This window comes from Sediminihaliea albiluteola, assembly GCF_014077625.1.
Taxonomy (GTDB): Bacteria; Pseudomonadota; Gammaproteobacteria; order Pseudomonadales; family Halieaceae; genus Sediminihaliea; species Sediminihaliea albiluteola.
On record NZ_JACFXU010000014.1, the window covers coordinates 135,355 to 158,511 of the forward strand.

19 protein-coding genes and 1 other RNA gene are annotated in these 23,157 nt (G+C 56.5%); all 20 read right to left on the bottom strand.

What is annotated here, in order from left to right:
• Positions 1-71: 71 nt before the first annotated feature.
• On the bottom strand, positions 72-2,789 hold the full coding sequence (gene secA / locus H2508_RS07485; protein WP_182171285.1) for a preprotein translocase subunit SecA: 2,718 nt from the start codon (positions 2,787-2,789) through the stop codon (positions 72-74).
• A 77-nt stretch (positions 2,790-2,866) separates the two neighbouring features.
• Entirely contained in the window at positions 2,867-3,796 is a 930-nt protein-coding gene (locus H2508_RS07490; protein ID WP_182171288.1) for a M23 family metallopeptidase, read from the bottom strand.
• A 94-nt stretch (positions 3,797-3,890) separates the two neighbouring features.
• A complete protein-coding gene (gene lpxC, locus H2508_RS07495; protein WP_182171303.1) occupies positions 3,891-4,805 on the bottom strand; it encodes a UDP-3-O-acyl-N-acetylglucosamine deacetylase in 915 nt (304 codons plus the stop codon).
• A gap of 80 nt (positions 4,806-4,885) precedes the next feature.
• The gene (gene ftsZ, locus H2508_RS07500) at positions 4,886-6,046 is read right to left on the bottom strand and encodes a cell division protein FtsZ (RefSeq protein ID WP_182171343.1); all 1,161 of its coding nucleotides are present in this window, start codon (positions 6,044-6,046) and stop codon (positions 4,886-4,888) included.
• A gap of 75 nt (positions 6,047-6,121) precedes the next feature.
• Positions 6,122-7,363 carry a cell division protein FtsA gene (gene ftsA / locus H2508_RS07505; protein WP_182171346.1) on the bottom strand — a complete coding sequence of 414 codons (1,242 nt, stop codon included), beginning with the start codon at positions 7,361-7,363 and terminating at the stop codon, positions 6,122-6,124.
• 22 nt (positions 7,364-7,385) lie between these two features.
• A complete protein-coding gene (locus H2508_RS07510; protein ID WP_182171349.1) occupies positions 7,386-8,192 on the bottom strand; it encodes a cell division protein FtsQ/DivIB in 807 nt (268 codons plus the stop codon).
• On the bottom strand, positions 8,189-9,121 hold the full coding sequence (locus H2508_RS07515; RefSeq protein WP_182171352.1) for a D-alanine--D-alanine ligase: 933 nt from the start codon (positions 9,119-9,121) through the stop codon (positions 8,189-8,191). The genes H2508_RS07510 and H2508_RS07515 overlap by 4 nt, the downstream gene beginning before the upstream one ends.
• Positions 9,118-10,551 (bottom strand): UDP-N-acetylmuramate--L-alanine ligase, encoded by a 1,434-nt coding sequence (gene murC / locus H2508_RS07520; RefSeq protein WP_182171355.1) that lies wholly within the window; start codon positions 10,549-10,551, stop codon positions 9,118-9,120. The genes H2508_RS07515 and murC overlap by 4 nt, the downstream gene beginning before the upstream one ends.
• Positions 10,544-11,641 (bottom strand): undecaprenyldiphospho-muramoylpentapeptide beta-N-acetylglucosaminyltransferase, encoded by a 1,098-nt coding sequence (gene murG / locus H2508_RS07525; RefSeq protein WP_182173335.1) that lies wholly within the window; start codon positions 11,639-11,641, stop codon positions 10,544-10,546. Before murG ends, murC begins: the two co-directional genes overlap by 8 nt.
• Positions 11,641-12,774, bottom strand: coding sequence for a putative lipid II flippase FtsW (gene ftsW, locus H2508_RS07530; RefSeq protein ID WP_235965141.1), 1,134 nt, complete (start codon positions 12,772-12,774; stop codon positions 11,641-11,643). Before ftsW ends, murG begins: the two co-directional genes overlap by 1 nt.
• Positions 12,775-12,791: 17 nt before the next feature.
• Positions 12,792-14,156, bottom strand: coding sequence for a UDP-N-acetylmuramoyl-L-alanine--D-glutamate ligase (gene murD / locus H2508_RS07535; RefSeq protein WP_328799339.1), 1,365 nt, complete (start codon positions 14,154-14,156; stop codon positions 12,792-12,794).
• Between the two features lie 22 nt (positions 14,157-14,178).
• Positions 14,179-15,261 carry a phospho-N-acetylmuramoyl-pentapeptide-transferase gene (gene mraY / locus H2508_RS07540; RefSeq protein WP_182171361.1) on the bottom strand — a complete coding sequence of 361 codons (1,083 nt, stop codon included), beginning with the start codon at positions 15,259-15,261 and terminating at the stop codon, positions 14,179-14,181.
• Positions 15,262-15,263: 2 nt separating this feature from the next.
• On the bottom strand, positions 15,264-16,628 hold the full coding sequence (locus H2508_RS07545) for a UDP-N-acetylmuramoyl-tripeptide--D-alanyl-D-alanine ligase (protein WP_182171364.1): 1,365 nt from the start codon (positions 16,626-16,628) through the stop codon (positions 15,264-15,266).
• Positions 16,625-18,112, bottom strand: a complete 1,488-nt coding sequence (locus H2508_RS07550) for a UDP-N-acetylmuramoyl-L-alanyl-D-glutamate--2,6-diaminopimelate ligase (RefSeq protein ID WP_220463660.1) — start codon at positions 18,110-18,112, stop codon at positions 16,625-16,627. Before H2508_RS07550 ends, H2508_RS07545 begins: the two co-directional genes overlap by 4 nt.
• Positions 18,112-19,863 carry a peptidoglycan D,D-transpeptidase FtsI family protein gene (locus H2508_RS07555; protein ID WP_182171366.1) on the bottom strand — a complete coding sequence of 584 codons (1,752 nt, stop codon included), beginning with the start codon at positions 19,861-19,863 and terminating at the stop codon, positions 18,112-18,114. The genes H2508_RS07550 and H2508_RS07555 overlap by 1 nt, the downstream gene beginning before the upstream one ends.
• A complete protein-coding gene (gene ftsL / locus H2508_RS07560; RefSeq protein ID WP_182171369.1) occupies positions 19,860-20,195 on the bottom strand; it encodes a cell division protein FtsL in 336 nt (111 codons plus the stop codon). The genes H2508_RS07555 and ftsL overlap by 4 nt, the downstream gene beginning before the upstream one ends.
• Positions 20,195-21,121 (bottom strand): 16S rRNA (cytosine(1402)-N(4))-methyltransferase RsmH, encoded by a 927-nt coding sequence (gene rsmH / locus H2508_RS07565; protein WP_182171372.1) that lies wholly within the window; start codon positions 21,119-21,121, stop codon positions 20,195-20,197. The genes ftsL and rsmH overlap by 1 nt, the downstream gene beginning before the upstream one ends.
• Entirely contained in the window at positions 21,122-21,577 is a 456-nt protein-coding gene (gene mraZ / locus H2508_RS07570; protein WP_182171375.1) for a division/cell wall cluster transcriptional repressor MraZ, read from the bottom strand.
• Positions 21,578-21,896: 319 nt separating this feature from the next.
• Positions 21,897-22,257, bottom strand: an RNA gene (gene rnpB, locus H2508_RS07575) — RNase P RNA component class A.
• Between the two features lie 43 nt (positions 22,258-22,300).
• A complete protein-coding gene (gene rsmI, locus H2508_RS07580) occupies positions 22,301-23,137 on the bottom strand; it encodes a 16S rRNA (cytidine(1402)-2'-O)-methyltransferase (RefSeq protein WP_328799340.1) in 837 nt (278 codons plus the stop codon).
• Positions 23,138-23,157: the final 20 nt, after the last annotated feature.

Below are 23,157 nucleotides of genomic sequence, written 5' to 3' on the forward strand. Positions count from 1 at the left end.
CTCCAGGCAGGTGAATAGTTAGGGTTGAAGTGCGCCACTACGGGCGCTGCCCGCAGTGGCTCGCAGCATCATTAGAGCTTGCCGTGACACTGCTTGTATTTCTTACCGCTGCCGCAGGGACAGGGCTCGTTGCGGCCCACCTTGGGCTGCTCACGGGTAAAGGGCTGCGCTGAGGCAGCTGATTGCGCCTCTGGCGATTCAGCTGGCGTCTCCTCAGCCATACCGCTTGCTTGAGCGTGCTGGAAAGCCAGCTGCTCGCGCTCGGCCGCTTCACGGCGCTGAGCTTCAATCAGTGCGGCTTCATCGGGGCGCTGAATTTGCACGTGGCTCAAGAACTTCACCACCTCATATTTGAGGCTCTTCAGCAGGTCTTCAAACAGGGCAAAGGACTCCCGTTTGTATTCCTGCTTAGGGTTCTTTTGTGCGTAAGCCCGCAGGTGAATACCCTGGCGCAGTTGATCCATGGTGGCCAGATGATCCTTCCACAGGGTGTCGAGCACCTGCAGCATGATCTGCTTTTCAATCTTACGCATATCCGGGCCAACTTCAGCACTCTTGCTGTCGTAGGCTGCCTGTATTTCCTTGCAGATACGCTCACGCAGCGCCTCTTCATAGAGCCGCTCATCGCCTTCTAGCCACTGTTGAATCGGCAAGCTGATACTAAACTCAGCTTCTAGCTGGCGCTCTAGGCCGGGGATATCCCACTGCTCTTCAACGCTCATCGGCGGAATGAAGCTATCGATGGCCTCGTTCACCACATCTTCGCGAATCGCAGTGATGGTATCGGCAATATCCGCCTCGCCGAGCAGGTCGTTGCGCTGCTCATAGATAATTTGACGCTGATCGTTGGCTACATCATCGTATTCCAGCAGTTGCTTGCGGATATCGAAGTTGCGACCTTCCACCTTGCGCTGGGCTTTTTCAATCGCATTGCTCACCATGCGGTGCTCAATCGCTTCGCCCTTCTCCATACCGAGGGCCTGCATGAAGTTTTTCACCCGGTCAGAGGCGAAAATACGCATCAAGCCATCTTCTAGCGATAGGTAGAATCGCGACACACCGGGGTCACCCTGACGTCCAGCACGACCGCGCAACTGGTTATCAATACGACGCGATTCGTGACGCTCAGTACCTAAGATATGCAGGCCACCCGCTTCTAGTACCTGCTCGTGGCGCTGTTGCCAGGCGGCTTTAATTTCTTCGCGCTGAGCGTCTGTAATGCCTTCGCCAGCGGCTTCTAACTCGGCTTCTAGATTACCGCCAAGCACGATATCGGTACCGCGACCGGCCATGTTAGTGGCGATGGTTACCATACCCGGGCGACCCGCCTGAGCGATAATGTCAGCTTCCTGCTCGTGGTATTTGGCGTTCAGTACTTTGTGTTCGATCTTGGCTTTGCGGAAGCGCTGAGATACCTCTTCCGAGGTTTCCACTGAGGCAGTACCCACCAGAATCGGCGCGCCCTTGGCCATCAGCTCTTTGACATCTTCCACAATGGCATCGAACTTCTCGTCTCGAGTCAGGTAGACCAAGTCGTTGAGGTCTTTGCGCTGAGCCGGCTTATTGGTCGGGATCACCAATACTTCCAGGCCATAGATTTGGCGGAATTCAAAAGCCTCGGTATCAGCGGTACCGGTCATACCCGAGAGCTTTTCGTAGAGCCGGAAGAAGTTCTGGAACGTGGTAGAAGCCAGCGTCTGGCTTTCACTTTGGATCGACACCCCTTCTTTGGCTTCGATCGCCTGATGCAGACCTTCCGACAGACGGCGACCGGGCATGGTACGGCCGGTGTGCTCGTCGATGAGAATGACCTCGTTATCTTGCACCATATATTCCACATCGCGGTGGAATAGCACATGAGCCCGCAGGCCAGAATAGACGTGGCCCAACAAGCCTAAGTTGGTCGCGGCATAGAGGCTGTCGCCCTCGTCTAGCAGCTTCTCGCGGGTCAAAATCTCTTCAATAAACTCGTGGCCTTCTTCGGTCAGCTCAACCTGGCGCTGCTTTTCATCCACGGTGTAGTGGCCGGGCTCTTCCTCGCTGTCTTTCTTCAGCAGGGGGACCAACTTGTTGATATGGCGATAGAGCTCAGAGCTGTCCTCTGAGGCACCAGAAATAATCAGCGGCGTACGCGCCTCATCGATCAGGATCGAGTCAACTTCGTCGACAATGGCAAAGCTCAGGTCGCCCTGCACCTTGTCGTCCATGCTGAAGGCCATGTTGTCACGCAGGTAATCAAAGCCGAACTCGTTGTTGGTGCCGTAAATGATGCTGGCGCGGTAGGCCTCGCGCTTCTCTTCCTGGGGCTGGCCGGAATACACTGCCCGGACTTGCACACCGAGGAACTTGTAGAGCGGGCCCATCCAGCTAGCGTCACGGGTAGCGAGGTAATCATTCACCGTAATGAGGTGCACACTTTTACCGGATAGGGAGTTCAAATAGGCCGGTAGGGTCGCCACCAGGGTTTTACCTTCACCGGTGCGCATCTCGGCGATCTTGCCTTCATGCAGCGCCATACCGCCGATGAGCTGCACATCAAAGTGACGCATGCCCATCACCCGGACGCTCGCCTCACGGGCTACAGCAAAGGCTTCAGGCAGCAAACGGTCAAGGGACTCGCCGTCGCTAAAACGCTGCCGAAACTCTTCTGTTTTGGCCTGCAGCTGCTCATCGCTGAGGGCCTGCATGGACTCTTCCAGCCCATTGATTTGCTTGACAACCTTGCGCATCCGCTTCAATTCACGATCGTTGCGGGTGCCAAAAACTTTTTTTAGTGCTTTGCTTAACATGGTGTTTGCTACTCAATAACGCGAGACAGGCGCCCCCAATAGCAGGAGCGGACTAAACAGAGTGAGGAACTCTTCGGTCAGCGCCGAGTGCGGCGAACGTAACTGGAGGGGTCGACCGAGCGGCCATTTTTATAGACTTCAAAGTGCACATGAGCACCGGTGGAGCGCCCACTGGAGCCCACTAGGGCAATTGGCTCACCCTTGCGTACTACATCGCCAGGAGCGACTAGGTTTTCTTGGTTGTGGGCATAGCGCGATACTAAACCGTCGCCGTGGGAAATCTCTACCATGCGGCCATAGCCGCTGCGTTTGCCCACCCAAGTAACCACCCCACCGGCGACCGCCAACACGTTTGAGCCGGCCTTACCGGCAAAATCAATTCCGTGGTGATAGCTTTGCTTGCCAGTAAAGGGATCGGTGCGCTTACCGTAACGGGAAGATATCCAGCCTTTCTCGAGCGGCCGGCCAGAAAGATTGCTCTGCTCTTGCAGCTTACGGTTGCTCAACAGGGATTCAAGAATGCCCAGCTGCTGCTCGCGATCGCTCAGGCGCTGGCCAAAATCATCTAGCTCAGCTGAAAGGCCCATACTGCTGTAATCGACAGAGAACTCGCCGGCTAGAGGACCACCTAGGGCCGGTGGTTGGCTGAAATCGAATTCGCCATCTTCCAAATCGGCCATCGCAGTGAGGTGCTCACCGAGCGCATCGAGCCGGGTCATACGAGCCTGTAACTCGGCCAAGCTCAAAGTGAGGGCTTGCAGCTTTAATTGGACTTCGTCGCGAATGGCCTCGAGATCGCTTGATTGCTGAGCCAGCTCATCCTGCAGGGCATCCATGGATTGCCCACGCAGAGCGCTGGCGCCGTGCTCCAAACCTACCTGATAGCCAAGCGCAACCATGCCTAGTGGCAAGCCGAGGCAGCACAGGGACAAGAGGGCACGGGACCAGCGACCGAGCTCAAAAGAGCGCGACGCAGCGTGCTTGCGGTTGACGAGAATAATTTTCATGGGCGATTTTGCAAAAAACGGCTGCGAACTATGCCACAAGATTCAGCATTATGCCATGCCACAGGAAGCCCCCGCCTGCAGCAGCCGTTCAGGCTCAAAGCGCCGGTACGGGGTTGGTCGCGTAGGAAATCGGAGCGCTCTCCTGATCTTCGAAGGTCACCATTTCCCAGGCGTCTGGCTGAGCAATGAGTGCGCGCAAGGAGGCGTTATTGAGAGCGTGCCCAGATTTATGGGCGCGGAACTCGCCAATCAAGCTATAACCCAGCAGGTACACGTCGCCAATCGCGTCGAGGATCTTGTGCTTAACGAACTCATCGTCATAGCGCAGGCCGTCTTGATTGAGGATGCGGTATTCGTCGACCACGATCGCGTTGTCGACTGAGCCCCCGCGCGCCAAACCCTGGGAGCGCAGGTACTCAATTTCATGCATAAAACCAAAGGTTCTGGCGCGGCTCACTTCCTTGACAAAAGAAGTGGCCGAGAAGTCGATCTCGGCATGCGCAGAGCGGTCGCGAAACACCGGGTGGTCAAACTCGATAGTGAAGGAGACTTTAAAGCCTTCAAAGGGGAGAAAGCTGGCTTTCTTGTCTCCGTCTTCCACCGTGACCGGGCGCTTTACACGAATAAACTTCTTGGCCGCATCCTGCTCTTCGATACCAGCAGACTGGATCAAGAACACAAAAGGCCCCGCACTGCCGTCCATGATCGGCACTTCTGGCGCACTGACATCGACAAAAGCGTTATCAATGCCTAAGCCCGCCATCGCGGACAATAGATGCTCAACAGTCGACACCCGTTCGCCATCGGCAATCAGCGTGGTTGAAAGCGTGGTATCGCCAACGTTCTCGGCCCGAGCGGGAATTTCCACCACTGGATCGAGGTCTACGCGACGGAACACAATACCTGTGTCTATCGGCGCCGGACTCAGGGTCAGATAGACCTTTTCACCCGTGTGCAGGCCTACGCCTGTCGCCTTAATTGCATTCCGCAATGTACGCTGTCGAATCATAATACTCCCAACCGTAACTTGTGCCTTACCAAAAGCTGCAAGGCCATGCCGAAACGGTATCGGTCGAGCGCCTTGCCCTGCTAGTCTGCCTGGCGGCGTAAGAAAGCAGGAATATCGAAATACTCCTCAGCGCCAGCATCCGCTGCAACAGCTGCTTGCCCACCTACGCTGTGTCGTGCCTTGCGCATGCTCGGGGGACGGTCAAAGTCCTTGTAATTAGGCTCTACTGACATATCCACCGCTTTGGGCGTGCTTTCCACTACCTGCAAGGGCGCCTTGGCGGCCTCACTGCCCAAGCCCGTGGCAACCACGGTGACTTTGAGCTCATCTGTCATTTCAGGGTCGATGACTGTACCGACAACGACTGTTGCATCATCCGATGCAAACTCTTCGATCGTGTCGCCAACTTCGGAAAACTCACCGAGGGTCAGGTCCAAACCGGCAGTGATATTCACCAATATGCCGCGTGCACCCTGCAAGTCGATATCATCCAGCAGTGGGCTGTTAATGGCGCGCTCTGCAGCTTCGCGAGCACGGTTTTCACCTTTGGCGCTACCAGTACCCATCATCGCCATACCCATTTCGGACATCACCGTTCTAACGTCCGCAAAGTCCACGTTAATCATACCGGGGCGGATAATCAGGTCGGCGATACCCTGAACTGCGCCCAACAATACATCATTGGCTTCCTTAAATGCATCCAATAAACTGGTATTTTTTCCCAACACTTCCAGCAACTTTTCGTTGGGAATGGTGATCAAAGAGTCCACATTTTGCTGCAGCTCACGCAGGCCTTCGCTAGCGATTGCTATGCGTTTTTTCCCTTCAAAGGGGAAGGGACGGGTCACTACCGCAACAGTCAAAATGCCCATTTCCCGCGCCACTTCTGCCACTACTGGCGCACCACCTGTACCGGTGCCACCACCCATGCCAGCGGTGATAAAGACCATGTCGGAGCCACGAATCGCATCGGCAATACGCTCGCGATCTTCCATCGCCGCCGCCCGACCAATCTCAGGGTTAGCACCCGCGCCGAGCCCTTTGGTAATTTCACCGCCCAATTGCAGCACGGTTTTAGAGGTGATATCCGACAGCGCCTGAGCGTCGGTATTAGCGCAGATAAAATCTACACCCTCGACTGAATTTTCGATCATGTGCTTAACGGCGTTACCGCCGCCGCCACCGATGCCGATGACTTTAATGACCGCGTTTTGAGGTACATTATCGATTAGTTCAAACATGTTATTTCTCCCCTTGCTTGGTTTGCCGCATTAACTGCGGCGGTTTACAACATTCGGCTCCTCTCGAAGCCAAATTTAAAAATTGCTTTGCATCCAGGCCTTCATCCGCGACAGCAGGCCCTGATCCTCGTTAGCGTTACGTGCTGAACCAGCAGCGCCGCTGGCATCCAGCTGGCTGATGCCGTATTGCAGCAGGCCTACGCCGGTGGAATAAATGGGGTTGCGCACAATATCGCTCAAACCCTTCGCCGACTGTGGGTAACCTACCCGCACCGGCATGTGGAAAATTTCCTCGGCCAACTCCACCACACCTTCCATTTTTGAGGTGCCACCGGTGAGCACGATGCCGGCTGGAATCATCTCTTCATAACCACTGCGCCGCACTTCAGCCTGCACCAAGGTGAAGAGCTCGTCGTAACGCGGCTCCACCACTTCAGCCAGCGCTTGGCGCGACAAATCCCGCGGCGCACGCTCACCCACGCTAGGCACTTTGATGGTCTCGTCAGGACCGGCCAGTTGAGTCAGCGCACAGGCGTACTTAATCTTGATCTCTTCGGCATGCTGAGTAGGCGTGCGCAGAGCCATGGCAATATCGTTAGTGACTTGATCACCGGCAATTGGAATCACTCCGGTGTGGCGAATAGAGCCCTCGGTAAAGATGGCGATATCGGTGGTGCCTCCACCAATGTCGACTAAGCAGACCCCCAGTTCGCGCTCATCGTCAGTCAGTACGGAATAGCTCGAAGCCAGCTGCTCCAGAATAATTTCTTCCACTTCCAGGCCGCAGCGGCGAATACACTTCTCAATGTTCTGGGCAGCATTGACTGCGCAAGTCACTAAATGCACTTTGGCTTCAAGGCGCACGCCTGACATTCCCAAGGGCTCTTTAATGCCCTCTTGGTTATCAATCACATACTCTTGGGGCAGGATGTGCAGTATTTTCTGATCCGCGGGAATTGCCACGGCTTGTGCGGCATCGATCACTCGCTCCAGATCTAGCGCGTAGACCTCGCGGTCTCGGATTGCCACTATGCCGTGGGAGTTAAGGCTGCGAATGTGGCTACCGGCAATACCGACATACACCGAATGAATCTGGCAGCCGGCCATCAGCTCGGCTTCCTCGACGGCGCGCTGAATCGACTGCACCGTGGACTCAATATTCACCACGACACCTTTCTTCATGCCCTTGGAGGGGTGGGAGCCGATACCGACGATCTCGATATCACCGTCCACGCCGACTTCTCCGACAATGGCCACCACTTTTGAAGTACCGATATCCAGTCCGACGATCATTCTTTTATCCTGTCCGCTGCCCATGGCAGTGTGTCTCCCCGTACTGTTACTCTGCTGCCAGCCCAGCCACCTGGGCGGGCTCATTAAATTTAACGGCTAAACCGCTCTCGTAGCGCATGTCGACGCGCTGTACCTCAACCGCTCGGCTAGCTAACTCACTGCGATAAACCGACATAAAACGCTGCACCCGCTCTAAAAATTGTTTGCCGCCCAAGACCAGTGTCAGATCACCCGTTAACACTGCCTGGATCTGCCCGCGGGCATCCATTTCTAAGTGCTTGACGCCCAGCGCCACCTCATCAAGCAGCTCTTCCAAGCGCTGGTAGTTGGCCATCAGCTGGCGTTCACTACCGGCGGGGCCCTGCAAGCTGGGCAGGTCGCTCCACAGCTCGGCATTGTCTGAGTGAAACACCTGTCCCTCATGGTTGAGGAAGCCGCCCTCACCCCAGCGCGCAATAGGCAACTGTTCGATCACATGGATCTCCAGGGAATTGGGCCAGCGGCGCCGCACTGAGGCTTCATAAATCCACGGCAGCTCTTCCAGTTGGGCGCGTATTTTTTCCAAATCGGCACCGAGAAAACCACCGATCAAGGCCGGCTGAACCATATCCTGCACCGCCGCTGTCTGGGTGTGGCGCAACTTGCCGGTCACGGTCACCTGCTCCACCGGTATCGCTTGCAGGGTGATATAAGCCTGCAAACCCGCAGCGACCACCACGCCACTGCCGACTAAGATCAGCAAGCGATTGAGCCAAGAGAATGACCACTGCCGAGATTCGCGCTGCGCCGCCTGTTGCTGGCGGGTTGCTCCGCGATGATTGCCTTTATTGCTGCGCTGCACTTTGCGACTCATTGCTCAGCACCTCGCGCTGCCCAGCTCAGCTCAAGGATGCGTCGCACCAGCGCGGCGATATCCAGGCCGGCGACTTTGGCTGCCATTGGCACCAAACTGTGTGAAGTCATGCCAGGAATGGTGTTGACCTCCAAGACATAAAAACGGCCATCGCTGTCGCGCATTAAATCCACGCGACCCCAAACCTCACAGCCCAGGGATTTGAAAGCAGCCAAGGCCAGCGCCGCTGCCGCTGCTTCTTCTTCGGCATTTAAGTCCGATGGGCAGTGATAGCGCGTGGCATTGGAAATGTACTTGGCTTCGTAATCGTAAAACTCGTTATCGGTTTCCATGCGGATAGAGGGCAGCGCCTCATCACCCAATATGGCTACGGTGTACTCCGGGCCATTAATAAACTTTTCCGCGATTACCGCCGTGCCATAAGCCGCAGCATTTTGATAGGCCGCACGCAGTTGCTGCGCATCGCTCGCCGGTGCCATGCCAATACTCGAGCCCTCACAGGCAGGCTTCACAAAGACTTTGCCAAAACGCTCAATCACCGCCTGCCAGTCAGTGTCTGACTGCAATAATTCAAAGCCAGCGGTGGCAATACCAATGCCCTGCCACAGCTGCTTGCTGCGCTGCTTATCCATGGCCAGCGCTGAGCCCAACACCGAGGAGCCGCTGTAAGTAATACCCAGGGACTCCAGCGCACCTTGCATCACGCCGTCTTCACCGCCTGGGCCATGCAAGGCATTAAACACGCAGCTCACGCCCTGCAATTGCTCAAGCCAATGCTCATCAGCTGGGTCAACAGCGCGGGTCTCACAGCCCAGAGACTTAAGTGCAGAGAGCACGGTGGCACCACTTTTTAGCGAGACCTCTCGCTCGGCCGACCCCCCCCCTAGCAAGACTGCCACGGGAGCTGCGCTAATCTGCTCCCAGGTCATAGCTCTACCTCCAACATCTCTATCGCTTTGAGATCCTGTGCTAAACGGCCGATATTGCCGGCGCCCTGTGCCACCACGATATCGCCATCACGTAAAATCCCCGCCAGCACCCCTGGCACTTCATCGGGTGTTTCAACAAAAATGGGCTCAATCAAACCCCGCTGACGAATGCTGCGGCTTAAGCTGCGGCTATCGGCTCCAGGAATCGGGGCCTCGCCCGCTGGATACACTTCCAGTAGCACCAGCACATCACAGCGCGACAGAACCGCGACAAAGTCTTCATAAAGGTCACGAGTGCGCGAATAACGATGTGGCTGATAAATCATCACCACCCGCCGCTCGGGCCAGGCCTGCCGAGCTGACTCGAGGGTGGCGCGCACTTCAGTCGGGTGGTGTCCGTAATCATCAACTAACTGCGCCTTACCCCCCTTGAAGCTCAGCTCACCGAGTCGGCTGAAACGCCGCCCAACACCAGCAAAATTGGCCAGACCTCGAATTATCGCTGCGTCGTCTAAGCCCTCATCACTGGCCACGGCAATCGCCGCTGCGGCATTGAGTACGTTGTGAGTGCCGGGCATGTTGAGCGTTACCTCTAGCGAGGTTTGCAGGCCGGGGCGGTGCACTGTAAAACTGGTCGATAGGCCCTGCTTGAGCATGTTATCGATACGGTAATCAGCATCGGCATTAAAGCCATAGGTCAGTACCTGACGGGTGAGATCAGGAATCAAACCAGCGACAACTGGGTCATCGATACACAATACCGCCAAGCCGTAGAAGGGCAGGTTGTGTAAGAAATCTAAGAAGGTGCTGCGCAACACCGAGAAGTCACCGCCATAGGTCTCCATGTGGTCCGCTTCGATATTAGTGACCACTGCGACCATTGGCTGCAGGTGCAAGAAAGAAGCGTCGCTTTCGTCAGCCTCAGCCACTAAGTAGCGGCTAGCACCTAGCTGGGCGTTACTGCCCACGCTGTTAACCAGACCACCGATGACAAAAGTGGGATCTAATCCCGCCTCACCAAAGAGCGCCGCTATCAGGCTGGTGGTAGTGGTTTTGCCATGGGTGCCGGCCACCGCTATGCCGTGGCGATAGCGCATTAACTCGGCCAGCATCTCGGCCCGTGGTACCACCGGAATTCGCGCTGCACGAGCGGCGACGACTTCTGGATTGTCGTCACTGACAGCGCTGGAACTGACCACTACATTGGCCCGATCAATATTGTCCGCGGCGTGCCCAAAGTATAATTTGATCCCGAGGGCCTCTAAGCGATCAGTCACCGAGCTGCGACGGATATCCGAACCCGCCACCTCATAACCAAGGTTAACCAGCACCTCGGCAATACCGCTCATTCCGGTACCACCGATACCGATCATATGGATGCGACGAATGCGACGCATTTCTGGCACGCTGTACACGCTGAGCTCACTCATCGACCATCTCCTCACAGCAATCCGCTACCGCAGCCGTTGCCTCTGGCTGTGCCAGTGATAAGGCGGCGCTGGCCATAGCTGCCAAACGCGAGGGCTCCTGTATCAGCGCACTCAAGGCACTGGCTAGTGAATCGACCGTCATGTCTTTCTGCTCCAGCAGTAGGCCGCCTCCTTGATCGGTCAAAGCGCGGGCATTCCACAGCTGATGGTTATCAATCGCATGGGGTAAAGGCACTAAGATTGCCGGCCGTCCCATAATGGCCAGCTCTGCCACCGTCAGTGCACCGGCTCGGCACAGCACCAAGTCCGCCCAGGCATAAGCAGCCGCCATATCTTCAATAAAGGGGCTGAGCTTGACCTCTAGACCACCTTGCTTGCGATAGGCTTCACTCACCGCGGCTATATTGGCTTCACCACTTTGGTGCCACACTTCGATTTGCCCTGCCCCGAGCTCCGCTTGCAGTCGCGCTAGCGTGGCTGGCAGGACATCATTAATCGCCTGGGCGCCGAGGCTGCCCCCGACTACCAGTAAGCGCAGCGGCCGCGATCCATCAAACTGCCAGGGGGCCTGCTGTGCAGTGCTGAGCAACTCTGCCCGCACCGGATTACCTAAGACCAATACATCTTGGCGCCCTTTGAAGGCAGCAGGAAAACCTGACACCACACGCCGAGCCAGTGGTGCCAATAATCGGTTGGTGGTCCCTGCCACGGCATTTTGTTCGTGAATCAGCAAGGGCTTACGCAGCAGCCAAGCGGCAAAACCGGCCGGGCCGGCCGCGTAGCCACCCATGCCGATCACGCAATCTGGGGCGCGGCGCCACACTAATGCCAGCGCCTGAACACAGGCCCACAATAAACGCAGTAAGCCCAGCACTGTCTGCAGCAGATTCTTGCCGCGCACGCCGCGCACCGCGAGGTAGTGCAAAGCAATCCCAGCTGCCGGCACAACCCGCGACTCCATACCGTGACGGGTGCCTACCCACTCGACCTGGTGGCCGCGCTGAATAAGCTCACGGGCTACTGCTAGCGCTGGGTAGACGTGTCCGCCGGTGCCGCCGGCCATCATTAATACTTTCATCGGCCTGCGCATCACAGCACCCGCCTAGCTGACTTCGGCTGGGGCTGTCGCAATTCCTGTTGAATGCGCAGGACCATGGCCAGCATACTGCAGCAGACAATCAAGCTGGTGCCGCCGTAGCTAATGAAAGGCAAGGTCAGGCCTTTTGTCGGCAGCAAGCCGGAGCTGACACCCATATTGACAAAGGCTTGACCGGAAAAAACTAACGCTACGCCGTAGCAGATATAGGCACTAAAATCTCGGCTAGCGAGAGAGGCTTTGCGCCCCACCCATAAAATACGGCCAATCAAGGCGGCATAGAGTAGGATTACCACACTCGCGCCGAGAAAGCCGGTCTCTTCAGCCCAGATTGAAAAGACAAAGTCGGTGTGCGCCTCGGGAAGGTAGAACAGCTTTTGCACGCTATTCCCCAAACCGACGCCCAGCCACTCACCGCGGCCAAAAGCGATCAAGGACTGGACCAACTGAAAACCGCTGCCAAAAGGATCTGCCCAGGGGTCGGTATAGGCCGTTAGCCGCTGTACCCGATAGGGCGCACTAAAGATCAAAGCCACCAGCCCGGCGACGCTAAGACCCAGCACGACAATGAAGTACATCAAGCGCACACCGGCTAAGAACATCAGACCAAATGCGGTGGCCGCGACAATGACAGTAGCGCCAAAGTCCGGCTCCACCATCAAGAGTAAAGCGAAGCAAGCTACAACGACCACCGGCAGCATGAAACCTTGCCAGCTATTGCGCACGGCGTCTGCCTGGCGATCCAAGTAACCGGCCAAGTACACCACCATCGCCATTTTGGCGAACTCCGATGGCTGCAGGGTAAAGGGCCCAAGCGGCAACCAGCGCTGACTGCCATTCACGTCTTTACCCACTCCAGGCAGCAACACCAGAATTAACAAAATCAAGGCGGCGAACAACCAAGCCCAGCCGGTTTTCAACCAGATGGAGCTGGGCACTTGATAGACCACAAAGCCCGCTGTAACTGCGATGGCGATATACATCAAGTGCCGCTTGGTGTGGAACCAAGGGCTGTTGTAGTTAAACTCAGCGTATTCAATAGAAGCGGAACTAATGGCCACCAGGCCCACCACCAACAGGGCCAGCCCTAGTAGTGCCAGCAGCGGATCCAGGCTTGGCCATCGCATACTCAGCGCCCCGATCCTCATGCGCCACTCTCCTGCAACTGCTTAACAGCTGCTACAAAGGCCTCGCCTCGAGCGGCGTAGCCGCTGAACATATCAAAGGAGGCACAGGCTGGAGAGAGCAGCACCACATCGCCTGCTATAGCTTTTGCGGCTGCCACTTGCAGGGCTTCCTGCATGTTTGCCACAGAGCTCACTGGCACCAGATCCTGCAGCGCAGTGCGCAGGGCTTCATTCGCCTCGCCCATCAGCAGGAGGTGACGGCAATGCTCTTGCACCGCTTCGCGCAGCTGCCTGAAATCGGCGCCCTTGCCTTGGCCGCCGGCGATTAACAGGACATTGCCTTTGCCACCAAGGCCTTTCAAGGCTGCTTCGGTGGCGCCAATGTTGGTGCCCTTGGAATCATTGACATAGGACACGCCCTGCAACTGTGCCACTAACTGACAGCGGTGTGGCAGGCCGCGAAACTCGCGCAGAGCTTCGAGCATCGCTGGCATGGCTAAACCAGCCGCATGACCTAGAGCCAGAGCGGCCAGCACATTGGCAAGGTTATGGCGTCCACTGAGAGCTAAGTCGCTCACTGGCAGCAAGCGCTCAAAGCCATGGTAAATCGACTCGACCCCAGCCTCTGTACGCAGCCCAAAACCCTGCAATTCCGGCTCGCGCATACGCCAACTTATCTGGGCCACATCCTCAGCTACTAGCGGTACAGTCAAGCGATCATCGCGCTGCAGCACCACCTTGCGGCAACCGCGGAAAATGCGATGCTTGGCCTGGTGATAGCGCGGCAAGTCACCGTGGCGATCGAGGTGGTCTGCGCTAATATTCAGTACAGTCGCCACTGCTAAATTCAGCACCCCGGCCCGCTCTAGCTGAAAACTGGACAGCTCCAAGACGTAGAGCTCAACGCTGTCGGACAGCAGTTCCAGCGCAGGGGTGCCCAAGTTGCCACCAACGGCGACGGTGATACCCGCTTTACGCGCCATAGCTCCCACTAACTCAGTCACTGTCGACTTAGCGTTAGAACCGGTAATACCAACTACGGGCGCTTTGGCTTCGCGCACAAAGAGATCGATATCACCGAGTAACTCAGCGCCCGCTTCAAGCGCAGCACGCACCAATGGCTCATCCAGCGCGACACCGGGACTAACAACCACTTGCGATGCACTTTCCAGTACCGCTAAAGGGATATCACCAGCAAATAGCGAAACTTCTGGCATCTCTTCTTGTAGTTGAGCTAGGCCTGACGGTTCACTGCGAGTGTCCACCACCGTAAAGGACTGCCCCAAACGATGCAGATAGCGCGCACAGGACAAGCCGGTAACGCCTAGGCCGAAAACGACCCAGTTGTCACTGCTTGCAATCATGTCCTGTGTCACTGCCACATTCATTCCTTAGTTTTTAGTCCTAGCGCAATTTCAAGGTGGCCAAGCCAAACAACACCAGCATCACCGTGATAATCCAAAAGCGGACAATCACCCGCGGCTCGGGCCAGCCCTTGAGCTCAAAATGATGATGAATCGGCGCCATACGGAAAATGCGCTTGCCCGTCATCTTGAAGGAAGCCACCTGTAAAATGACCGACACGGTCTCCATGACGAAGATGCCGCCCATGATGAAAAATACAATTTCGTGGCGGGTAATCACCGCCACGGTGCCCAGTGCTGCGCCCAGTGCCAGGGCACCGACGTCACCCATAAATACCTGCGCCGGATAGGTGTTAAACCAGAGGAAACCGAGACCTGATCCGGCGATAGCGCCACAGAACACCGCCAACTCGCCACTGCCGGCCACATAGGGAATATGTAGGTACTGAGCAAAGTCCACGTGACCGGTGAGGTAGGCAATAATGCCCAAAGCGCTGCCGACCATGACAGTGGGCAGGATTGCTAGCCCATCTAAGCCGTCGGTCAAGTTGACCGCATTACTCGAACCGACAATGACGAAGTAAGTCAGCAGGATAAACAGCGGGCCCATGCTCCAGGCAAAGTCTTTAAAGAAGGGTATGTACAGCTCGGTGGTCACCGGCGTAGTGAAATTGAAATAGAGGTAGAGCGCAGCAGCTAAGCCGGCCACCGACTGCCATAGATACTTCCAGCGAGCGGGAAGTCCGCGCGAATCTTTCTCCACCACTTTGCGATAGTCATCTACCCAGCCCACTGCGCCAAATACTGCGGTGACCAGTAGCGTGATCCAAATATAATCGTTGCGCAGGTCGCCCCAGAGCAGCGTGCTGATCGCGATGGCCACCAGAATAAGGGCTCCCCCCATGGTGGGCGTGCCTGACTTGCTCAGATGAGACTGCGGTCCATCGTCGCGCACTGCCTGGCCAACCTGATAATAATTCAAGCGGCGAATCATGGTCGGCCCGACCAGCAGCGAAATTACCAGCGCTGTCCCCGCCGCGAGAATGCCGCGCAGAGTCAAGTACTGGAACACCTGAAAGCCGGTGTGGAATTGGGTGAGATATTCAGCAAGGAACAACAGCATGGTTAGCGCTCTGCCTCCATCTGTTGGTTACTAAGAACAGCTAAGAGGTGCTCCATGTGCGCGCCACGGGACCCTTTAACCAATACGGTGTCATCTTCATTGAACTCACCGGCCAAGGCCTCGATAGCCTCGTCTCGGTGTTTAAATAGCAGGCCGTTGCCAAAAGCCGCTACGGCTGGCGCCAGCTCTGGGCCGACTCCCCAGAAGCGTTCAATGCCACACTTCCGAGCGTACTCACCTATTTCGCGATGCAAGTTCGCGGACTCATCACCCAGCTCCCGCATCGCGCCAAGAATCAATGTTCGGCGCCCTTTACTGCCGGCCAAGACATCGATCGCGGCACGCACCGAACCAGGATTAGCGTTATAGCAGTCATCAATGACTGTGCAGCCGCCCAGACCACGGCCCACGGCAAGTCGGCCACTGACGGGCTTGACTGAGGCCAAGCCAGCGGCAATTTCAGATAGTGTCAGTTTGCAGGCTAGGCCAACCGCGATGGCGGCCAGGGCGTTAGAGACATTGTGCAAGCCCGGCAATTTTAGCGTTACCGGCACGTCACCGGCGGGGGTACTAGCGACAAAGCTGATACCCGCCGTTCCCCGTGAGCTGATGTTAGAGGCGCTAATAGCAGCGGGCTGGTGCACGGCAAAATCTAAGATTGTGGCGGCAGAAGCTCGGCTGCGCCAGCGCCGCGCATAGGGCTGATCGGCATTGATGATCGCGATATCGGAAGCGCCTAAGCCCTGGTAAATTTCCCCCTTAGCCTCGGCCACTGCTGCCACACTACCAAAGCCCTGCAAGTGTGCCGGCATGGCATTTAATAAGACCGCCACATTGGGCTGCGCCAGCTCACACAGCCAAGCAATATCACCAGCTTTAGCCGCGCCCATTTCCACTACGGCAAAGTCATGCTCCGGGGCCAGCTGCAGCAGTGTTAGCGGCAAGCCAATTTCATTGTTGAGATTCCCCTCAGTGGCCAGCGCTGCACCGCGCTTGGACAACAGCGCGTGGACCAGTGTTTTTACTGTGGTTTTACCACTGCTACCGGTAATCGCCACCAGCGGATTTTTGTACAGCGAGCGGTTAAAAGCTCCCAACCTACCTAAAGCCTGCTGGGTATCGGCAACCTCCAATTGGGGCAAGGCGATATCTAACTGACGGCTGACTAGGGCAGCGACCGCAGCCGAGTCCGCGGCCGCCTGCACATAATCATGCCCGTCAAAGTTCTCACCTTGCAGGGCCACAAAGAGCTTGCCCTGCAGTGCTTGGCGAGTATCGGTCGAGACCTCGCTAAAATGTGCATCAGCTCCGTGCAACTTGGCCCCCAACGCAGGGGCCAATTCGCTTAGCAACAGTGGCCGCATCATGAGGCGGCCCTCTTGTTTAGTGCAGCCTGTGCCTGCTCCGCATCGCTAAAGTGTAAGCGCTGGCCTTCGATAATCTGATAATCCTCGTGTCCTTTACCGGCAATCAGTACACAGTCACCGGGGGCCGCGCTGGCAATGGCTTCAGCAATGGCCAGAGCTCTGTCGACCTGCAAGCTAAAGTCACCGGTGCAAGCCACTGCGATATCCTGCAGGATGGCTTGTGGGTTTTCAGTGCGCGGGTTATCACTGGTGACGATGACTCGATCGGAGATCTCACAGGCTATACGGCCCATCACTGAGCGCTTGCCGGCATCTCGGTCGCCACCGCAACCAAATACAGTAATCAGTTGCCCCTCGAGATGGGGTTTAATCGCTCGCAGCACCTGCTCGAGCGCATCGGGTGTGTGGGCGTAATCCACCAAGACCTGAATGCCAAGCTCATTGGCAATGCTTTGCAAGCGGCCTGGCACTGGCTGCAAATTCGACACTGCGGCCAAGACATCTTGCAAGGCGTGGCCTCCCAGCAGCGCACAGCCAATGGCAGCAAGTAAGTTGGCGACATTGAAATCACCGGGCAGTGGCGAACTAAACTCGCCCTCACCCCAAGGCGTGCTTATCAACCCTTTGACACCCCCTGAATGGAAGTGCAAATTGCTGGCCCGCAGCTCTGCTGCAGGGTCACCAGCTGCTGAGTAACGCAGCACCTGAGTGTTAGCTGCAGCGCTCGTTGCCAGTGTGGCTCCGTAGGGATCATCACTGTTGATCAGCGCATGGCGCAGCCCCTCCCAGGCAAATAGCGTGGCTTTAGCCCGCGCGTAAGCTGCCATGGAGAGGTGGTAATCCAAGTGGTCTCGCGACAAGTTAGTAAACACCGCGGTATCAAAGTGCAGGCCATTGACGCGACCTTGCACCAGCGCATGGGATGAGACTTCCATCGCCACTGCAGCCACATTTTGATCACGCCACTGAGCCAAACACTGCTGTAGGGCGAGTGCATCAGGTGTGGTATTGCGGGCTTCACTCAGCTCATCGCCTAAAGAGGCGCCCAAAGTGCCAATGACGCCGCTGGGCTGTTTGAGTGCGCGCAGCAGCTGCGCCAACAAACGGGTGACAGTGGTTTTGCCATTGGTTCCAGTGACACCAATGACTCGCATTGAGCTACTTGGCTGGCCATAAAAACGCGCGGCAATAAGACCCGCCTCTTGGGCTAACTCGGGGATTTCAATCAGAGGCACCGGCAGCGCTTCGACAAAACCACTGGCCGGCGCATCAGCAGCGACCGCCACCGCGCCTGCGGCAACCGCCTGCTCCATAAACTGGCGCCCGTCGTGCAGCTCGCCGGCCATCGCTAAAAACAAATCACCGGGCTGCACCTGACGGCTATCAAGGCTCAGACCAGTGATCGGCAGGTCCTGCGCCAACTCTCTATCAAGTAGCGCTGCAAGTGAGCGGCTGGCGCTAGTATGCTGAACGGCGGCCATCATCACACCCCCGCCCCGCGCTGGTTTTCTAGGGCTGCAATAGTAGCGGCATCAGGAACTGCTGCCTCTGGTGCGACGTTAAGCAAGCGCAAAGCGCCCTGGGCTACCCGCGAAAAGACTGGCGCCGCTACCGCGCCGCCGCCATAAGCATCACCCTTAGGGCCGTTGAGCACAACAACGGTGACAATGCGCGGATCTTTGGCTGGCGCTACGCCGGCAAACAGAGCTCGATATTTGTTATCGATATAGCCCTGGGCACCCACTTGGTGCACTGTGCCAGTTTTCCCACCCACTTCGTAACCCGCCACCTTGGCTCGACGGGCCGTGCCGTTGCTACCGGTCACTCGGTGTAAGACTTTTAATACTTCAGCGGCAATTTCTGGAGCCATGACTTGCTCGCCATGGGGCACCTCGCCATCCAGTGACAACAGCGACACTGGCAACAGCACGCCATTATTGGCAAAGGCTGTATAAGCCCGGGCCAACTGCAGAGGCGTCACCGTCAGGCCATAACCAAAGGCTAAAGTAACCTCTTCAATTTGGCGCCAGCGGGGACGGTTGGGCAGGCGACCGGCACCTTCTCCTGGGAAGCCTGTACCGAGGGGCTGACCAATTCCTAAACGCTGAAACACATCCCAGATCGGCTCGTGGCCAAGATCCAGTGCGATCTTAGTGACACCCACCTGACTCGACTTTTCAATCACGTTAGAGAGCGTCATTTCGCCGTAGTTGCGCGGGTCCTGTAAGGTCTTTCTACCCACCCGAATGCGACCCGGCGTGGTATCAATGACGGTGTCGGTGGTGTAGCGACCGCTTTCCAAGGCCGCCACCAATGTGAGTGACTTCATGGTCGAGCCGGGCTCGTACTCATCCGCCATCGCTAGGTTGCGAGTATTGCCCGGTTTAAAACTCTTGCGGCTATTGGGGTTAAATACCGGGTGGTTGACCATCGCCAGAACTTCACCGGTATGGGCATCGAGAGTGACGATGGTGCCGGAGTCTGAGCCAGTTTGAGCGATAGCCCGCTGCAATTCGCGGTGCTGCAGAAACTGTAAGCGCAGATCGATACTCAGCTTGAGGTCACGACCGGGACGGGCCGGCTCAAGAACGCCGATATCGCGCACCGCATCGCCGTGCAAATCTTTGATGTACTGTTTTTTACCTGGAATACCGCGCAACCACTCGTCGTAAGACAGCTCTAGGCCGGCAATGCCGCCGTCATCCACATTAGTGATACCCACCAACTGTGCGGCCACTTCACCGGCCGGGTAGTAGCGTTGATATTCACGCTCACCGTATACCCCAGGGATTTTATGAGCCAAGATTTCACGCGCTTCAGCCGGCACCCGGTGGCGCTGCAAATACATAAAGCGCTTACCGGCAAAGCGCTCCAACTTCGCCTCTAACTCAGGTAGAGGCTGCCCCAGAAGGCCAGCCAGTTTCGCCAAGTGCTCTGAACCACTCAATTGTGCCGGGTCGGCCCAAATAGAAATCACCGGCGTACTAACCGCCAAAGGTTCACCCCGACGGTCGGTAATCACGCCGCGATAGGCGGGAATTTCGGCTGTGCGCACCGAGCGAATTTCACCCTGATTTTGCAAAAAGGCGTAGCCTTTATCGGTGTTGAGCACCTGCAGCGAGAGCACCCGCCCCAGCAATACAACCAGCAGGGCCACCAGCACAGTCGCCACCAGATAGAAGCGCCAGGGAGCCACGGCCACTACGGTTTTCGTTTTGCGCGCCCTAGCCCTCATGGAGACACCACTTTCTGTTCTTCAATTACCGGCGGCTGCATCGACAACTCAGAGGTCGCGACCTTCTCGACTCGGTAATGTGAGGCCCAAGTGCTTTGCTCCAAGAGCAGGCGGCTATAGTCTTCCTGCAGGTACCACTGATCGGCTTCCAAGCCCTGCAGTTCGGCGTACAGCTGACGGCAAGCATGAGACGAGTGGATCACCGCAAAGGCACTGCCCACCACCGTCAGCATCAAGATAGAGGCAAACACTCGCTGCACACGCAGCAAGCCGCTAGGCGACGGTGTATCCGCCGCGCTGCGCGCTGGTCTGTTGTCAGCTCTGCCCACCATCAGTGTAATTTCTCCGCTACGCGCATAATCGCGCTGCGTGAGCGCGTGTTAGCTGCGACTTCTTCTTTACTAGCCCGCAGTGCCTTACCCACCAGCTTCATACGGCGATTGAGCTCGACGTCCTGTACCGGCACGCCGGCCGGCAACTGCTCGCCTCGCGCCATATCGCGCATATAGCGCTTAACCAAGCGATCTTCGAGCGAGTGAAAACTGATTACCACTAAGCGACCACCTGGGCGGAGCAAGTCCAGCGCATTGCCGAGCAAGTCTTTGAGATCATCCAGTTCGCGGTTGATATAGATACGTATGCCCTGAAAAGCCCGGGTAGCCGGATGCTTATGTTTCTCCCAGCGCGGGTTGGCATCTGTCACTATTTGCGACAGGCGAGCTGTGGTCACAATCGGCTCTTTGCTCCGCTCATTAACAATTGCCCTAGCTATACGGCGCGAAAAACGCTCTTCGCCGTATTCATAGAGCACATCGGCGATATCCACTTCTTCTGCCCGCGCCAGCCACTGGGCTGCTGTTTCACCACGGCTGGTGTCCATGCGCATATCCAGCGGGCCATCATTCTGAAAGCTGAAGCCGCGCTCGGCGTCGTCCAGCTGAGGGCTAGAAACACCTAGATCAAGTAAAATGCCATCAACTGCGTCGATCCCCATCCCACGCAGTTGATGGGGAAGCAGAGCGAATGACCCGTGATAAAACCCAAAGCGGGCATCGCTCCCTGCTAACTCTTTGGCAGCCGCTACTGCCGTGGGGTCTTTATCCACCCCTATCAACTGGCCATTAGTATCCAGCGCTTTCAAAATCGCACGACTGTGCCCACCGCGACCAAAAGTGCCGTCCACATAAATGCCGCTGCTCGTCGTCAGTAGAGCCTCGACCGCTTCTTGCAACATCACCGTTTGATGCAATTCACTCACCTATAGGGTCAGCGACATAAGTTCATCGGGTAATTCTGCGTCTGGCCCAGAATCCAGCAGGGCCTGATCACGCTCTTCAATCCACAAGTCTTCAGACCATAACTCCAGCTTATTGCCCTGCCCTACCAGCACCAGCTTCTTCTCCAAATGGGCATAATCTCGCAGCGGCTGCGGCAACAGCATGCGGCCATTGCCGTCCAATTCCACATCAGTGGCATAACCCAGCACTAAGCGCTGAAAACGCTTAACCGCGGGGTTGAGCGCTGGTAAGCCTTGAATATCTTTCTCAATGCGCTCCCACTCGGGCAGCGGATAAACCGCCAGGCAACGCGCTTGGGTATCAATAGTGACAACGATTTGGCCTGCGCACTGTTCCAGCAATGGCTCGCGCTGGCGTGCTGGCATGGCCAGTCGCCCCTTGGCGTCCATATTGATGTGCTGTACTCCGCGAAACACGCCAGTTTTCCCCACTCATCCGACTCGGTTTTCCACAAAAAGCCAGATTTATCCACTTATTCCCACTTTGCAACACTATAGGTGGGTGCCGAACGGGGTGTCAAGCAGGCAATTTTAAAAAAACGTTGTAATTTCAGTGAATTAGCGCCGATTCTAAAGACTAGGCTCAGGCCATTGCGGGGAGCAAATAAATAAAAAATCACGTAAAACATGCATGTAAACGCGCATGCTAAGAACTTACTTTAAGTTTCAGTTTATTTTTTCTAGGAATGAGCCTGATTTAGGCCAAAAAGCTATAAGAGGGACTGCAGCCTGATAAAAAACGAGTCGGTCGATAAGCCGGGTTCTGTCGTGGACGATCATTCATCTGCGACAGGCGTCGCCGCCTGCCTGTAGCGACCTACCCGAATCCACCGTGGGCCACGGCATACGGATTCCTATTTGGTCTTGCTCCGAGTGGGGTTTACCATCGCCACGCCTGTTACCAGCCGCGCGGTGCGCTCTTACCGCACCTTTTCACCCTTACCCGTACACCGAAGTGAGCGGGCGGTATCCTTTCTGCTGCACTTTCCGTAGGCTCACGCCCCCCAGGAGTTACCTGGCACTCTGCCCTATGGAGCCCGGACTTTCCTCCCTGCCGACACGCGAGGTGGCAACAGAGCGATCGCCTGACCGACTCGCCGGCAAGACTACGCGGGGGGCCATATTTTGTCTAGCGGATTATCAGCTCGACGGGTGCGCCAAGAGATAGTCATAGAGTAACTTCTTACGCAGGCCACTGAGCTCCGCCACTATTGCCGCCGCTTTCTTGCCGGGCAAATCCTGTGCGAGACGCTGCAGCAATCGCGCCGTCTCTGGGTCAACTTCGCTACTGCGCTGTCGCAGCCCAGCCACTACCAAGACAATTTCCCCCCGCTGCTGATTACTGTCTCCTTGAACAAATGCCAGCAGCTCGCCCAAGGGCGCACGGCGCACAGTTTCAAAAGTCTTGGTGATCTCCCTAGCCAACAGCGCTTCGCGATCCGCGCCAAACACAGCCACTAAATCAGCCAAACAATCTTCAATGCGATGTGGCGCCTCGTAGAAGATCAGTGTCTCTTCACGCTGTTGCAATTCCCGCAGCCGGTTACTGCGAGTGCCAGATTTATTGGGGAGAAAACCCTCAAACATAAAGCGATCAGTTGGCAGACCTGAAACACTTAATGCTGCCACTGCAGCACAGGGCCCTGGCAGGGGGATTACCCGATAGCCAAGGTCCTGGGCCTCGCGCACCAGACGGTAGCCCGGGTCCGAGATCAGCGGAGTGCCAGCATCAGACACCAATGCCACTGCACCACCCTCAGCCAAACACTGCATAACGCGCTGTGCGGCACGCTGATCACTGTGCTCATGGTAGGCCAGCACCGTGTTGTCGATAGCATAGTGCTGTAGTAACTGAGCGCTGTGGCGGGTATCCTCAGCTGCAATCAAATCAACAGCGGCTAGCACCTCCAGCGCTCGAGCTGAGATATCCCCGAGGTTGCCGATAGGTGTCGCGACAACATATAGTCCTGATTCCACACTCTGTCCCTTATAATAGT

What these genes read in the sequence shown, in the direction of transcription:
- secA (WP_182171285.1), bottom strand. Translation starts at nt 2,789, where the DNA reads ATGTTAAGCAAAGCACTAAAAAAAGTTTTTGGCACCCGCAACGATCGT.
- H2508_RS07490 (WP_182171288.1), bottom strand. Translation starts at nt 3,796, where the DNA reads ATGAAAATTATTCTCGTCAACCGCAAGCACGCTGCGTCGCGCTCTTTT.
- lpxC (WP_182171303.1), bottom strand. Translation starts at nt 4,805, where the DNA reads ATGATTCGACAGCGTACATTGCGGAATGCAATTAAGGCGACAGGCGTA.
- ftsZ (WP_182171343.1), bottom strand. Translation starts at nt 6,046, where the DNA reads ATGTTTGAACTAATCGATAATGTACCTCAAAACGCGGTCATTAAAGTC.
- ftsA (WP_182171346.1), bottom strand. Translation starts at nt 7,363, where the DNA reads ATGGGCAGCGGACAGGATAAAAGAATGATCGTCGGACTGGATATCGGT.
- H2508_RS07510 (WP_182171349.1), bottom strand. Translation starts at nt 8,192, where the DNA reads ATGAGTCGCAAAGTGCAGCGCAGCAATAAAGGCAATCATCGCGGAGCA.
- H2508_RS07515 (WP_182171352.1), bottom strand. Translation starts at nt 9,121, where the DNA reads ATGACCTGGGAGCAGATTAGCGCAGCTCCCGTGGCAGTCTTGCTAGGG.
- murC (WP_182171355.1), bottom strand. Translation starts at nt 10,551, where the DNA reads ATGAGTGAGCTCAGCGTGTACAGCGTGCCAGAAATGCGTCGCATTCGT.
- murG (WP_182173335.1), bottom strand. Translation starts at nt 11,641, where the DNA reads ATGCGCAGGCCGATGAAAGTATTAATGATGGCCGGCGGCACCGGCGGA.
- ftsW (WP_235965141.1), bottom strand. Translation starts at nt 12,774, where the DNA reads ATGCGATGGCCAAGCCTGGATCCGCTGCTGGCACTACTAGGGCTGGCC.
- mraY (WP_182171361.1), bottom strand. Translation starts at nt 15,261, where the DNA reads ATGCTGTTGTTCCTTGCTGAATATCTCACCCAATTCCACACCGGCTTT.
- H2508_RS07545 (WP_182171364.1), bottom strand. Translation starts at nt 16,628, where the DNA reads ATGATGCGGCCACTGTTGCTAAGCGAATTGGCCCCTGCGTTGGGGGCC.
- H2508_RS07550 (WP_220463660.1), bottom strand. Translation starts at nt 18,112, where the DNA reads ATGATGGCCGCCGTTCAGCATACTAGCGCCAGCCGCTCACTTGCAGCG.
- H2508_RS07555 (WP_182171366.1), bottom strand. Translation starts at nt 19,863, where the DNA reads ATGAGGGCTAGGGCGCGCAAAACGAAAACCGTAGTGGCCGTGGCTCCC.
- ftsL (WP_182171369.1), bottom strand. Translation starts at nt 20,195, where the DNA reads ATGGTGGGCAGAGCTGACAACAGACCAGCGCGCAGCGCGGCGGATACA.